Source organism: Ferrimonas sp. YFM, assembly GCF_030296015.1.
Classification (GTDB): domain Bacteria; phylum Pseudomonadota; class Gammaproteobacteria; order Enterobacterales; family Shewanellaceae; genus Ferrimonas.
Map to the genome: position 1 here is coordinate 658,549 of NZ_AP027368.1, position 13,953 is coordinate 672,501.

The 13,953-nt window shown below is 57.5% G+C and carries 15 protein-coding genes; 8 read left to right on the forward strand and 7 right to left on the reverse strand.

The genetic code is table 11. The features are described 5' to 3' along the window. The first annotated feature begins 6 nt into the window (after positions 1-6). The 4 genes from QUE41_RS03135 to QUE41_RS03150 all read left to right on the forward strand — a co-directional run bounded on the left by QUE41_RS03135 (position 7) and on the right by QUE41_RS03150 (position 3,313). Positions 7-348 carry a 50S ribosome-binding protein YggL gene (locus QUE41_RS03135; protein WP_286341499.1) on the forward strand — a complete coding sequence of 114 codons (342 nt, stop codon included), beginning with the start codon at positions 7-9 and terminating at the stop codon, positions 346-348. Next, a complete protein-coding gene (gene glsB / locus QUE41_RS03140) occupies positions 348-1,262 on the forward strand; it encodes a glutaminase B (protein ID WP_286341500.1) in 915 nt (304 codons plus the stop codon). The genes QUE41_RS03135 and glsB overlap by 1 nt, the downstream gene beginning before the upstream one ends. A gap of 140 nt (positions 1,263-1,402) precedes the next feature. Continuing rightward, a complete protein-coding gene (locus tag QUE41_RS03145; RefSeq protein WP_286341501.1) occupies positions 1,403-2,212 on the forward strand; it encodes a DUF2884 family protein in 810 nt (269 codons plus the stop codon). 171 nt (positions 2,213-2,383) lie between these two features. Next, positions 2,384-3,313: a LysR family transcriptional regulator gene (locus QUE41_RS03150; RefSeq protein ID WP_286341502.1), complete on the forward strand. Its 930-nt coding sequence runs from the start codon at positions 2,384-2,386 to the stop codon at positions 3,311-3,313. A 626-nt stretch (positions 3,314-3,939) separates the two neighbouring features. Here the strand turns inward: QUE41_RS03150 and hemW are convergent. The 7 genes from hemW to QUE41_RS03185 form a co-directional block, all read right to left on the reverse strand. Continuing rightward, positions 3,940-5,082 carry a radical SAM family heme chaperone HemW gene (hemW, locus tag QUE41_RS03155; protein ID WP_286342897.1) on the reverse strand — a complete coding sequence of 381 codons (1,143 nt, stop codon included), beginning with the start codon at positions 5,080-5,082 and terminating at the stop codon, positions 3,940-3,942. Positions 5,083-5,084: 2 nt separating this feature from the next. Beyond that, on the reverse strand, positions 5,085-5,681 hold the full coding sequence (rdgB, locus tag QUE41_RS03160; protein ID WP_286341503.1) for an RdgB/HAM1 family non-canonical purine NTP pyrophosphatase: 597 nt from the start codon (positions 5,679-5,681) through the stop codon (positions 5,085-5,087). Between the two features lie 63 nt (positions 5,682-5,744). Beyond that, on the reverse strand, positions 5,745-6,182 hold the full coding sequence (locus tag QUE41_RS03165) for a DUF4426 domain-containing protein (protein WP_286341504.1): 438 nt from the start codon (positions 6,180-6,182) through the stop codon (positions 5,745-5,747). A 63-nt stretch (positions 6,183-6,245) separates the two neighbouring features. After that, on the reverse strand, positions 6,246-6,533 hold the full coding sequence (yggU, locus tag QUE41_RS03170; protein ID WP_286341505.1) for a DUF167 family protein YggU: 288 nt from the start codon (positions 6,531-6,533) through the stop codon (positions 6,246-6,248). Further along, positions 6,530-7,078: a YggT family protein gene (locus tag QUE41_RS03175; RefSeq protein ID WP_286341506.1), complete on the reverse strand. Its 549-nt coding sequence runs from the start codon at positions 7,076-7,078 to the stop codon at positions 6,530-6,532. The genes yggU and QUE41_RS03175 overlap by 4 nt, the downstream gene beginning before the upstream one ends. A gap of 26 nt (positions 7,079-7,104) precedes the next feature. Continuing rightward, positions 7,105-7,923, reverse strand: coding sequence for a pyrroline-5-carboxylate reductase (gene proC, locus QUE41_RS03180; RefSeq protein WP_286342898.1), 819 nt, complete (start codon positions 7,921-7,923; stop codon positions 7,105-7,107). Between the two features lie 11 nt (positions 7,924-7,934). Then, complete coding sequence (locus QUE41_RS03185; RefSeq protein ID WP_286341507.1) at positions 7,935-8,618, reverse strand: YggS family pyridoxal phosphate-dependent enzyme; 684 nt, start codon at positions 8,616-8,618, stop codon at positions 7,935-7,937. A 28-nt stretch (positions 8,619-8,646) separates the two neighbouring features. On the opposite strand from QUE41_RS03185, the gene QUE41_RS03190 reads away from it, so the two are divergent. From QUE41_RS03190 to QUE41_RS03205, 4 genes are all read left to right on the forward strand, one after another. After that, positions 8,647-9,678: a type IV pilus twitching motility protein PilT gene (locus QUE41_RS03190; protein WP_286341508.1), complete on the forward strand. Its 1,032-nt coding sequence runs from the start codon at positions 8,647-8,649 to the stop codon at positions 9,676-9,678. Between the two features lie 8 nt (positions 9,679-9,686). Continuing rightward, positions 9,687-10,802, forward strand: coding sequence for a PilT/PilU family type 4a pilus ATPase (locus QUE41_RS03195; protein ID WP_286341509.1), 1,116 nt, complete (start codon positions 9,687-9,689; stop codon positions 10,800-10,802). A 23-nt stretch (positions 10,803-10,825) separates the two neighbouring features. Next, complete coding sequence (locus QUE41_RS03200; protein WP_286341510.1) at positions 10,826-11,473, forward strand: TetR/AcrR family transcriptional regulator; 648 nt, start codon at positions 10,826-10,828, stop codon at positions 11,471-11,473. A 185-nt stretch (positions 11,474-11,658) separates the two neighbouring features. Continuing rightward, positions 11,659-13,920, forward strand: a complete 2,262-nt coding sequence (locus tag QUE41_RS03205; protein ID WP_286341511.1) for a putative bifunctional diguanylate cyclase/phosphodiesterase — start codon at positions 11,659-11,661, stop codon at positions 13,918-13,920. The last annotated feature ends 33 nt before the right edge of the window (positions 13,921-13,953 follow it).

Here is a 13,953-nt window from a genome sequence, read left to right on the forward strand (position 1 = left end):
AGCATTATGACCACCATTCCAACCGCCAAGAACCGTAGCCGCCGCCTGCGCAAGAAGCTGCGTGTAGACGAGTTCCAGGAGCTGGGTTTCGACCTGAGCTGGCGCTTCAACGACGATGTGACCGAAGAGCAGATCGACGCCCTGGTGGATCAGCTGATTGAGGAGGTGATCGAGCCTCTGAAGCTGGGTTACAGCGGTGGCGGCCACAAAGCCTGGGACGGCATCGTCTGCACCCAGAAGCTGGGCAAGTGCACCGACGAGCACCGTCAGGCGGTAGAGAAGTTCTTCGCCGACAAGCCGGTGACCGAGGTTAAGGCTTCCGAGCTGTACGACATCTGGTGGGGCTGATGCCCGACCTGGCTCTGCTGCAAAGCATCCACGAAGAAGCCCTGCCCCTTATCGGGCGGGGTCAGGTGGCGGACTACATCCCGGCTCTGGCCGGGGTGCCCGCCAACCGCCTCGGCATCGCCATCTGCACCGCAGATGGAGAGATGCTGGGGACCGGTGACTATCTTGAGCCCTTCTCCATTCAGAGTATCTCCAAGGTGTTTTCCCTGATTCAGGCCATGAGTCTGTATGAGGAGGAGGAGCTGTGGAAACGAGTGGGCAAGGAGCCCTCGGGTAACCCGTTCAACTCCCTGGTTCAGCTGGAGTTTGAGCACGGTATTCCCAGAAATCCCTTCATCAACGCGGGCGCCCTGGTGGTGAGCGACATGCTCCAGGGACGGCTGAGTGCGCCCAAGCACCGGATGCTGGAGCTGGTTCGCGAGCTCTCCGGCAATGAGCACATCGTCTGCGACAAGGCAGTGGCCCGCTCCGAGTATGAACACTCGGCCCGTAATGCGGCGATCTGCTATCTGATGAAATCCTTCGGCAACTTCCACAACGAAGTGGATGTGGTGATGAAGAGCTACTTCAACCACTGCGCCATCCGCATGAGCTGCGCCGATCTGGCTCGGGCGTTTTTCTTCCTGGCCAACAAGGGGGTCTGCCTGGGTGGCAGACGGATGATCAGCGAGCGTCAGAGCCGTCAGGTGAATGCCCTGCTGGCAACCTGCGGTCTCTATGACGGGGCCGGGGAGTTTGCCTATCGTGTTGGCATGCCTGGCAAGAGTGGCGTCGGCGGTGGCATTGTGGCTGTAGTGCCTGGCGAACTCAGTGTTTGCGTATGGTCTCCGGAGCTTGACCCTTCGGGTAACTCTCTGGCGGGAACCCGGATGCTGGAGTTGCTGGCCAAACGCCTTGGCCGCTCCATCTTCTGATGGCGATTCTCACCACATTCTGGTGAGCATTCCTACCAAGCCCTCTCCCATTTCAAGTCAACTATATAAATATCAGTGACTTATACTATTGGCCCAATATTGGCATTACCCAGGCATATCCAATTCAAAGGAGCTGAGTAATGTCATTGTCCAAAGTTGCCGCCGCCGTGATGCTGTCCTCCACCCTGGCCTCCGGTGCCGCCCTGGCCCAAAACCAGCAGTGTGATTTCTCCTTCAACCATGATCTGGTGATCAGCGACACCAAGCTGGAGGTGATGGAGAAGGGGCGCACCCTGTATCTGTTTGAAGATGGCCGACTGTGGGTTGAAGGAGACAGTGTTTCCTTAGATGGCAGTCAGCAGGACGCCATGAATGATTTCCAGCTGGCGGTCTACAACCAGATGCCCGCCACCATGGAGGTGATTGAGAAGGCGCTGGAGATGGCCAGTATCGCCCTGGATGCGGTGGCCACCGAGTTTGCCGAACTGGGCGTGGACATGAACAACCTGCGTGATGTCGCCGATACCCTGGCTCAGTCGGTGCGGGAGAAGATCGCCCTGGATGACGGCTCCTACCGTCTGGTGAGCGGTGACTTCGATCAGTTTGGTGACCAGTTCGACCAGGAGTTCGAACGTCAGCTGGAGACTGCCATCACCCAATCCATGGGAGCGATCATGATGCAGATGGGCTCCGCCATGGTTAACGGAGAAGGTGAGGGCTTCGAAGCCAAGATGGAAGCCTTCGGCGAGCGTATGGAGCGTATGGGAGAAGAGTTGGAGCAGCGCTTCGCCGGCCAGGAACAGGTCCTGGAAGCTCAGGCCGAAGAGCTGTGCCGCAGCTGGCAGCAGCTGGATGAGATGGAAAATCAGTTGCTGCAGCAGATCCCCGAACTCGAGCCTTTTGACCAGCTGGATGTAAAAGCGGACAAACTGGCCTACCGCTGGTACTAAGTTCACTCCACGGGGGCAGGCAGGCTGTCCCCTCTAAATTCAGTTCGCTACAGCGGACAATCTACTCCCCAAAAAGTTGATCCAATCTCCACTCTTTGCGGCATACCTGCATTTGCCGCTTTTTTTTTGTTTTCTAAAAGGGTTCAATGTATGGGTTAACCGGAGAGTGATATGCGTGAGCTGTTAGAACCCATAGTTATCTATACCCATGTAGTGCGTGCCCAGGGCTTTTCTGCCGCCGCCCGCCGCCTGGGCATTTCAAAATCCAAGGTAAGTAGCCAGGTAAGTCAGCTGGAACAACAGCTTGGCGTCCAACTGGTGCAGCGCACCACGCGCTCTCTGAGCCTGACTGAGGCGGGGGAGACCCTCTACCGTCATGGTGAGTCCATTATTCGTGAGGTGGACTCTGCCGTTGCCAACGTCCAGAGTCTGCACGATGAGATTCGCGGCGTGCTTCGGGTGGGCATTACCCAGGCCTTTGGCTCCATGCACCTGATGCCTCTGATCCCCGACTTTATGGCCCGCTACCCCAACCTGGAGCTGGAGATAAGCTTCCTGGATCACAAGGTAGATGTGGTCAACGAAGGGCTGGACCTGTTGCTTACCATGTCTGAACAGCTGCCCCTGGGGATGGTGGCCAGGCCCTTGATGGACTGTCGCTTCGTTCTGGTGGCTTCTCCCGACTATCTGGCCAAGCACGGCGTTCCCTCCACCCCTGATGATCTGGTTCAGCACAACTGCCTGGTCTATAAGAGCGAGTGGTATGAGCATGCGGTGTGGGAGTTTAAGCGGGGGGCCGACGAGAAGAAGATTCCGGTCAAGGGGAACTACCGGGTGGATGATGCGCCGGCACTGAAAGAGGTGGCCAAGAAGGGGCTGGGCATTGTCTATCTCTCCACCTACCTGCTGGACAATGAACTGCAGGAGGGGGAACTTATTCCTATCCTGACCGAGTGGAGCCTGACTCACCCCCTTGCCCTGCAGGCGGTCTACCCCAGACGCCAGAACCTGGCCCCCAAGGTGCGTGCCTTCACCGACTTTGTGAAGGAGAGCCTGGGCGAAGTGCCACGCTGGGATCGCAAATTGGCCCTGTTATTGTAGCCCCTGGCGAAAACATTGTTCTCAATACGGAACATAGCCGTGGTTCGCAGGGGGTTCGGCACTTAAGCTGTTGATTTTTAAAGTGTGCCCTGCTCAATCCTGAACCTGATTTTGCAAAAATGTTGCGTTTTGGTGGAATTGTTAACTGCCGACCCCTTGTCAATTGTTCTTATATGAATACAATGGCCACATCAGTTGAGGTTAAAGCTTTATGGAATTGACCCCTCCATTAAGCCAGCCGTTTGACCTCACTGAGTGGTGGCGAGTCACCTCGCGGTTCTCCATCACAGGATTATTGAAATCCATCATCTGGAATTTTGGCCCCGGCAATATCCGGGGCATTTTTCAGACGAAAGATTACCTCCTCCGTACCCTACAAATAAAGGCCAAAGAGCCTTGGAGAGCGGTAGACGGGCGATGGGCAGCGTCAAAAACAAAATAATTGAGCCCAGCATAATAACAAGAGATGGGAGAGCCGAAAGGCTCTCCCTTTTTCTTTGGCTGAACACCAACATCCGCTTCTTTGGCTGAACGCCAACATCTGTTGAGATCGACGAACTATTGTTTGCTGAGATGAACAAGTGTCGAAGGGTTTTGGCGTTCTGTCAGGGAGGTCGGCTGCAGAGTCAGTCTGGCAGGAACATGGCAAGCAGCTCATTCAGGTAGCGATGCCCCTGTTCGGTCAGCCCCATGGTTTCATCATCCAGGTGGATAAGCCCCCGCTCTCTGGCCTGCTCCAGCAGTGGCCGAACCTGTGCCAGGGTCAGCGGAGTACGCTGCGTGAGCTCTGCCACCGGCATACTCTCCATCAGTCTCAGCCGGTTCATGTAGTACTCCAGGGCGAAGTCCTCCTCCTCGACTCTGGAGCAGACATCCATAAACTCTCTGTTCCGGTCGAGGAAACCGGCAGGGTGTTTCACCTTCACCGTTCTCAGAACCTGGCCAGTGAGGGGCTGGGTGATCTTGCCGTGGGCGCCGCAGCCGATCCCCAGGTAATCGCCGAAGCGCCAGTAGTTGAGGTTATGCTCACAGCGGAAGCCGGGCTTGGCCCAGGCGGAGATCTCATACTGCTCATAGCCTGCCGCCAGCAGCATTTCCCGTCCCTGCTCGAAGATCTGCCACTGTACCTCCTCCTCAGGCAGCTGAGGGGGGCGGGAGGCGAACTGGGTGTTGGGCTCTATGGTGAGCTGATACCAGGAGAGGTGAACCGTATCCTGAGCGATCGCCTGGCGCAGATCATACAGGGCGTCTTCCACACTCTGATCCGGAAGTCCATGCATCAGGTCCAGATTGATGCGCTCGAAGCCCGCTTCTTTGGCGCTGGCCACCGCCTTCAATGCCTGGGTGTCGTCATGAATGCGTCCCAGTACTTCGAGCTTTGACCGCTGGAAGCTTTGTACCCCTATGGAGAGCCGATTGACGCCGGCACGGCGGTATCCCTGGTAGCGACCCGCCTCCAGAGTGCCCGGGTTGGCTTCCATGGTGATCTCTATGCCAGGAACAAAGGGGATTCGCTGCTCTACACCCTGCAGCAAACGCTCTATCCCCCCTGCAGAGATGAGAGATGGGGTGCCGCCGCCAATAAAGATGCTGTGTAAGGCGCGCCCCTGGGCCAGGTGTTTGTCCCGGTCCAGATCGGCCAGCAGGGCATCGATGTAGTCATCCTCGGGGATGGCGCCCTTGCGTCCATGGGAGTTGAAGTCGCAATAGGGGCACTTCTGTTCACACCAGGGGATGTGAACATAGAGGGAGAGTGGCGGCAGCTGCATCATCAGATGATGCCTTTGTCTTTCAACTGGGCCAGCAGCAGATCCATGGCTTTGCCACGGTGGCTCAGCGCATTCTTTTCGCCAGCGTCCAGTTCGGCGGCAGTGCGGGTGTCTCCTTTCACCAGGAACACCGGGTCATAGCCGTGGCCCTTCTCGCCTCGGGCTTGGGTGAGGATCTCTCCCTCCCAGCTGGCCTGACAGATGATGGGCGTCGGGTCTTCGGCATGGCGCATAAACACCAGCACACACTGGAAGCGGGCATTGCGGTTCTCTTTGCCATCCATCTCTGCCAGCAGCTTGCGCCAGTTGTTCTCGGCGTTGGAGGGCAGGCCGGCGAAGCGAGCGGAGTAGATACCTGGCTTGCCGTTGAGGGCATCCACCTCGATGCCCGAATCGTCGGCAATGGCGGGCAGGCCGGTGGCCTTGGCGGCGTTGCGTGCCTTAATCAGCGCGTTTTCGACGAAGGTGAGGCCATCTTCGATGGCTTCGGGAACCTCAAATTCACTTTGGGGGGAAACGCTAATGGGGAAGTCGGCCAGCAGGGTGGCGAACTCTTTGACCTTGCCGGCGTTGCCGGTGGCCAGGACAATCTGTTTCATGGCATCTACTCAAACCAGGGCTAGGGGCTGGAATTCTACCCGAGCCCCGGCCTGAGTGCGATATCAGTCTACGTAGAACTTCTGCTTGAACTGCAGATTGGTGTCCAGATCCGTGCCGTTGGAGATGTCCAGGGTGAAGGTAAAGGTCTCCTCATTCCGGTGATCCACCTCGGCGATGTAATAGATGGCGGTGCCTTCGCGAATCTCTTTAAACTTGAGGGATTTCTGGCTTCCCAGCAGGTTCTGGGCGTTGCCGCGGATGCTGGCGGCGACCGCTTCTCCCTCACCACCTTTGGAGGTGTCCAGAACCACCACGTTCACCAGGCCCACATAGCGGCTGCGGTTGATGCCATAGGTCTTGGCGATGGAGGGTGGGATAAAGGTGCTGCCGAAGGAGACGTAGTGGATGGCGTAGTCCCCTACCTGAACCTTCTGCTCTGCCTTCACGGGAAGAACGAGGAACAGGCTGAGCGCCAGCAGGGCGCATAGACGTTTGAACATAAACGAACTCCTTCTCTGTGTTGCGCGTGGGTATGGCCCCGCATCACAGGGCCATTCTCACTATTATAATAGTTGCTCAATGAGTTCGGGGATCTGCACCGGGTCGTCAATGCGTACCTGCTTATGTCGACCCAGCTCCCCTTTGAGGATGGAGACCTGTCCCTTGGCCACACGGAACTGCTTGGCCAGGTACTTGGTCAGGTGAGCATTGGCCTTGCCGTCCACCGGTGGGGCGGTGATGGCAATTTTCAACTCTTCGCCGTGTGGACCCACTATCTGGTCACGGCTGGCCTTGGGCTGAATGTAGAGATTCAGCAGCAGGGATTTCCCCTGCTGCTCTACCGGCCTCAAATGGCGCCCCAGAGTGGGATCAGGTCATAGAGGAACAGGTTGATGAAGTTCAGGCCAATCAGCACCACCATCAGGGAGAAGTCCAGGCCACCCATGGCAGGGATCACCCGGCGGATGGGAGCCAGCATCGGCTCGGTGAGCTGCATGAACACGTACTCGATGGGGTTCTGGCCCTGGCTTATCCAGCTCATGATGGCGCGGATGATCAGGATCCAGAACAGCAGCATACCCGCTTCCTTCACCAGGGTGATGCCACCCAGATAGAAGGCGATGGGGTCGAAGGTGCCGCTTTGCACCATCATCAGTAGCGCCCACTTGGCCAGGGCGACCAGGTAAGCCAATACCACACCGGCCAGATCCAGGCTGCCGATGGCGGGAATGAATCGACGCAGGGGGGCCAGCAGCGGGTGGGTGGCTTTCACGATAAACTGGCTGAAAGGGTTGTAGAAGTCGGCGCGGGCCCATTGCAGCCAGACACGCAGGATGACCACCATCAGATAGAGGTTGAATACTGTGCTGATCAGATAGAGAAAGGCAGATGACATAGTTAATCGTTACCCTAATAGAAAAATTAAAACTGTTCGGCCATCTCTTCGGCCCTTTTTACTGCGGCCTTCATGGCCCCGTCTACTGTGTCTCGCAATCCCTGCTGTTCGAAATGTTCTATCGCCTTGGCGGTGGTGCCTCCCTTTGAGGTGACCCGGTTACGCAGCTCCGCCAGGGAAAGATCGGGATTCTGTTTTACCATGGCCGCAGCGCCGATGGCGGTCTGCTGAATCATCTCCCGGGCCTGTTCCCGGCTGACCCCCAGGCTGTTGACTGCGCTCTCCTCCATCGCCTCCATCATCAGGAAGAAATAGGCCGGAGCACTGCCGGCGCAGGCGATCACCTGATCGATGCCGGACTCCTGCTCTACCCAGGTGATTTCGCCCACTGCCTGCATCAGATGACCGGCCAGCTGCCGATCCGTGTCGCTGCAGCCCTTGGCCGCGTAGAGGCCGGTCATACCCAGCCCAAGCAGGGATGGGGTGTTGGGCATGGCACGTACCACCCGCACATCCTGGCCCAGGTACTGGGCAATTCTGTCGCAGGTGACCCCGGCAGCGATGGAGACCACCAGCTTATTGCTGAAATCGATGTGACTCAGAGTTTCGCAGACCTGTTTCAGGATCTGGGGTTTCACCGCCAGGATTACAACCTCACTGGCCGCCGCTTCCAGGTTGTCGTTGCTGGTGCGGATGGAGAACTTGCTTTTCAGTTCATCCAGCTTCGGGTTACTTGGATTGCTGGCGATGATGGCGCTGGCGGGATAGCCGCCCTTGACCAGGCCACTGATGATACTGTGGCTCATGTTGCCGGCCCCGATAAAGCCCAGGGTTGGCTGTTGCATCTCTGTCACTGTTACTTCCTTGCCCCAAAAATGGCCGTTCCCAGCCTGACCATGGTGCTCTGTTCGGCGATGGCGGCATCCAGGTCGCCGCTCATCCCCATGGATAGGGTATCTATATCGCTAAATTCAGATTTTAGCTCATTAAACAGCTTTTTAACTTTGGCAAACTGCGCCCTCTGCTGCTCGGGATCCTGAGTGGCCATGGGAATGGCCATCAGTCCGCGCAGGCGGATGTTCTCCAGCTGGCTCACCTCTCTGGCCAGGGCGGTCACCTCGTCGGCACTGGCACCGGATTTGGATTCTTCGTCGCTGATGTTCACCTGCAGGCAGATGTTCAGCGGCGGCAGCTCGTGTGGTCGCTGCTCCGCCAATCGTCGGGCGACCTTGATGCGGTCCACACTGTGGACCCAATGGAACTGCTCGGCGATGGGGCGTGTCTTGTTGGACTGGATGGGGCCGATAAAGTGCCAGATGATCTCCAGATCGGTCAGCTGCTGCTGTTTCTCCAGGGATTCCTGAAGGTAGTTCTCCCCGAAATGACGCTGGCCTGCCTCATAGGCCTCTCTGAGCATGGAGGCGGGCTTGGTTTTGCTTACGGCAAGCAGGGTGATCTCGTCTGAATTTCGTCCTACGACGGCCGCAGACTGTGCAATCTGCTCTTGGGCCAGACTCAGCTGGTCTGCTATGGTTGTCATAATTTTTGGGTTATGTGATGTCAGATAAATGGATATTACTGAGCTTCTTGCTTTTAGTGTAAAACACAACGCCTCCGATCTGCACCTATCTTCCGGTGTGGCCCCTCTTATTCGAGTCGATGGTGAGGTTCGCCGCCTGAGTGTTCCTGAACTGGATCACGCCACCATACAGGCGCTTGTCTACGACATCATGAATGACAAGCAGCGTAAGGAGTATGAGGAGAAGCTGGAGATCGATTTCTCTTTCGAGGTGCCGGATCTGGCCCGCTTCAGGGTCAACGCCTTCCACCAGTCAAGGGGAGCTGCGGCGGTATTTCGTACCATTCCCAGCGAAGTGCTGACCCTGGAGCAGCTGGAAGCTCCAGACATCTTCCGCCAGATCGCCTCCTTTCCTAGGGGACTGGTGCTGGTGACCGGCCCTACCGGATCGGGCAAGAGCACCACCCTGGCTGCCATGGTGGATTACATCAATGCAGAGCGCCGGGACCATATCCTGACCATCGAGGATCCCATAGAGTTTGTTCACAAGCCGAAGAACTGCCTGATTAACCAGAGGGAAGTGCACCGGGATACCCACAGCTTCAACAATGCCCTGCGCAGTGCCCTGCGTGAGGACCCCGACGTGATCCTTGTGGGGGAACTCAGGGACCTGGAAACCATCCGTCTGGCCCTGACGGCGGCGGAAACCGGTCACCTGGTGTTCGGCACCCTGCACACTACCTCGGCGGCCAAGACCATCGATCGGGTTGTGGATGTGTTCCCGGCGGCGGAGAAGGATATGGTGCGCACCATGTTGTCTGAATCCCTGCAGGCGGTGATCTCCCAGACCCTGGTGAAAAAGGTGGGCGGAGGCCGGGTGGCGGCCCATGAGATCATGATGGGGACACCGGCCATCCGTAATCTGATCCGTGAGGACAAGGTGGCGCAGATGTACTCCGCCATACAGACCGGCATGAGCCATGGCATGCAGACACTGGAGCAGAGCCTGACCAAGCTGGCGAGTCAGGGGCTGATCAGCCGTCAGGATATGCTGTCCAAGCTGAATAAGCCTTCTCTCTAGGAGCCCCCATGGAGATCAATCAGCTATTGGCTCAGATGGTCAGCCGTCAGGCCAGTGACCTGTTTATCACCGCCGATTTTCCTCCCAGCGCCAAGATTGACGGGGTGATGACTCCCCTTGGTGAGGCGCCTTTGACCCCTGAGCAGTCGCTGGCCCTGGTGGAGTCGGTGATGACCCCGGACACCAGGGAGCAGTTTCACCTGCACCGGGAGGCCAATTTCGCTTACAGCTTCGATGAGTCATTGGGGCGTTTCCGGGTCTCTGCATTCTGGCAGCGGGAGCAGGCGGGTATGGTGCTTCGTCGCATCCAGACCGAGATCCCCACCCCGGAACAGCTGCATCTGCCCCAGGTGATGACGGACGTGGCCATGGCCAAGCGCGGCCTGGTGATCATGGTGGGGGCGACGGGAACGGGTAAGTCCACCTCTCTGGCGGCCATGGTGGGACACCGCAATGCCCATCAGGCCGGGCATATCCTTACCATCGAAGATCCGGTGGAGTTTGTCCATAAGCACCGCAAGAGCATAGTGACCCAGAGGGAGGTGGGGCTGGACACCGAGTCTTTCGAAGCGGCCCTGAAGAGCTCCCTGCGCCAGGCGCCGGACGTGATCCTCATAGGTGAGATCCGCAGTCAGGAGACCATGGAGTTTGCCCTGGCGTTTGCCGAAACCGGCCACCTGTGTATGGCGACCCTGCACGCCAACAACGCCAACCAGGCTTTGGACCGCATCATGCATCTGGTGCCCAAGGAGAGGCATCGGCAGCTGCTGTTTGACCTGTCATTGAATCTCAAGGCGGTGATGGCCCAACAGCTGGTGCCCTGCAAGCAGGGCAATGGTCGGCGGGTGGCCATCGAGGTGCTGCTGAACACCCCCAGGGTGGCGGATCTCATCGCCAAAGGCGAACTGCATGAGCTGAAGGGAACCATGGCGGCCAGTCGGGAACAGGGGATGCAGACCTTCGATCAGGCGCTGTTTGACCTCTACATGGCTGAGCAGATCAGCTATGAGGATGCCCTTCACTACGCGGATTCCCCCAATGACCTGAGGCTGATGATTAAACTCAAGGCCAATGAGGGAAGCTCGGCGGGAAGCCTGGAAGGGGTCACCATTGAACTGGACTAGAACACACAGGGGTTACTGAAAGCATGGCCAATAAACTGGGGCGGCCGGTCGGAGAGTCCAATGCCAGAGAGCTGTTGGTAGAAGCAGCCAGGGATCTGTTTTCCGAGCTTCCCTATGAAAAGGTGTCCACCCGCAAGGTGGCTGAGCGGGCCGGGGTAAACGCTTCGCTGATTCGTTACTACTTCTCCAACAAGTGGGGGCTGTTTGAGGCGATGATGCAGGAGACGGTTCAGCCTGTGTTTGAAAAGGCGATCAAGGCCAGACAGGGTGAGGACTTCTCATCCCTGTCCGAGATGTTTCGTACCTATTACCGGGTGATGTCCAAAAGCCCCTCTTTTCCCAAGCTGCTCTATCGTCTGCTCTCAATGGATGGCAGAGATGGTCAGATCGGTCACGCCTATGCCATGATCGAGAAGGGACTGGGGTTGGGGGAGAAGCCGTTGATGCAGTCCATGGCGGACAATGGTGATCTCAAGCCTGGCATTGACCCAACCATGGCCCGACTGAGCCTGATGAGTTTGATGGTATTTCCCTTTGTTGCGCCGCCGAAAATGCTCGAGCTTCATGGCATTACCCTGAATGAGGAGTTTATAGAGCGACTGGCTGAGCACAATCTGGCCCTGCTGGAAGCGGGACTGCTGCGAGAGAGTGACCCATCCTCCTGTAAGTGATCCGCCCGAATCGCCCTGAAGTTCTAACGGTGATTTTGGGGCAAGCCATTGACTAACTAAGTTTTTACTTCTGTGGCGCATTAATCCGTCTCCTTGGTTCTGCACCTGAACCTAGCGGGAACTCCTTATTCTGACTAAGTTTTAAGTTGGAGTCGGGAGGACTCCCTGGGTTTAGAGGTGCAAGGATGCGCAGTTTCTCCGCATGGTCTATCAGAGCGCAGTTGGTGGTGCTCTTTCTTATCATTCTCTCTCTTGGTGGGCTGGGTGCCTGGCGCATCCATCTTCATGGTGCCGATCTGGATGGCGCCAGCCATCACCTGGCCAATGAACAGTTGCCCGGCCTGACCCAGGTACACCGACTTCAGCTCGAGATCGTCACCATAGAGAAGCTCCTCATTGAGCTCAGGCATCAGGAGGTGAGCCCCTCTCTGGTACTGTCGCTGATCCAGGCCCGACAGCGGGTGCTCGACCTTGTCTCCTCAGGCGCACTGGAGGGCCACTCCCCTGCCTTGGTACAGCTGTTGATGCAGGGGGCCGATCAGTTGGATGAGCTGCTGGCTCTCTCCGGTGAAGGTGTGAGCCAGGGGCAGCGTCTGGACTCGGCTTTCGAGGCCACCCTGGTGAGTGCTTCAAAGGTTCAGAGCGAACTCTCCTCTTTGTCCGGTCAACTGATGCTCAGTGCCCAGCGCTACCCAAATTTGGTGCACTCCCTGAACGAGCAGGCGATGGAGATGGCCCTGTGGGCAAACCTGGTATTGTGGTTTCTGGTTGGCGCCATCATCTATCTGCTGCGTCTCTATGTGACCGAACACCGCCACAGCCTCAGGCTGACCAGCTTTGCCAAGCGAAATCCGGATCCAGTTATGGCCAGTGATTTAAACCTGGCAGTTGAGTACGCCAATCCGGCGGCATTGAGCCTGTGCCGTCTTCTGGGGCTGTCCGGCCCCGCCTCGCTGATTGAGCAGCTCAAGCCCTATGCGGAATCGTTGATAGAGCAGGGTGACGAACTGCTGGAGAGGGAGTTGGAGATAGGCAATTGCATTCTGTTGGTTCGTTTGGTGCTGCTGAAATCCCTCTCTCAGGTGCAGTTCCACCTTAAGGACATCTCCAAGGCTCGCCGGGTAGAGAAAAACATGGAGCATCAGGTTAATCATGATTTTCTGACCGGCCTGCCGAACCGCCGCCAGTTCGAGCGGGACCTGCGGTTCTGGCTCAAAGAGTCTCAGCATGATGTGGTCGTTGGCATGTTGCATCTGGATCGTTTTCAAAGGATCACCGCCGCCATCGGTTTCGAAGGGGGGGATTCTGTGCTCAAGGGGGTCACTGAGCTGCTCAGGAACCAGCTGAGTAAAGAGGCGGATCCGGATGCCCAACTCTCCCTCTACCGGTTTGAGTCCACCCGCTTTGCCATGCTCTGGGTGACACCTTTTGAGCGCACCAGGGTAGAGACGCTGGCCGAGAGGATTCGACAGGGGTTTGCGCCGCCAGTGGCGTGCATCAGAACCAAGCGGCGATTTCACTTCACCCTGAGCCAGGGATTCGCGGCAACGGGGTTGTCAGAGCGGGATGTAGACAGCCTGGTGCGCGATGCAGACTGTGCCGCAGGGCGGGCTGCGGCCCTGGGAGGGGATCGCCTCTGCATCCATACCCCGGAGCAGGGCGATATGGAGCGTCGCAGGGTGCAACTGGAGCAGGACTTGCGCTACGCGCTGGAGCGAAATCAACTGCAGGTTTACTATCAGAAACAGTGTAATCAGCAGGGGCAGGTTGTCGGGGCTGAGGCGTTGCTGCGCTGGCAGCATCCGGAATTGGGTGTGGTGCCACCTGATGAGTTTATCGGCCTGGCTGAGCAAAGTGGCCTGATACTGGAGATTGGAGAGTGGGTTCTTGAACAGGCCTGTCTTCAGGTGTGCAGCTGGAACTGTCAGGGGGGAGAGATGGGGGTGGCGGTGAACATCTCTGCCCGCCAGTTGATGGACAGCAAGTTCGTCGAACGGGTGGAGTCGGTGATTAAGCGTACCGGGGTGGATCCCAGGATGGTTGAGTTTGAGCTGACTGAGTCGATGATGATGGAGAACCTGGCTCGGGGCAAAGAGGTGATGCTCAGGCTGAAGGATCTGGGGATCTGCTTTGCCATTGATGACTTTGGTACCGGTTACTCCTCGCTGGCCTACCTGTCCCAACTCCCCTTCGACGTGCTGAAGATAGACCACAGCTTTGTGCGTCAGCTTCCCAGGGATCCCTATTACTGCAAGATAACCAAGGCGGTGTTGTCATTGGCCAAGACCCTGGATCTCACTGTGGTTGCCGAGGGGGTGGAGTATTCAGAGCAGCAACGCTGGCTGGCCCGTCACGGCTGCGATCTGATGCAGGGGTATCTCCACGGCAGGCCCATGCCCATAGTGGAGTTTGGCAAGCTCCTGAAGGTGGAAGCCCTGGCTCACTGATTTGGTCTTACCCCTGAACCGGTGGTGAGGCCT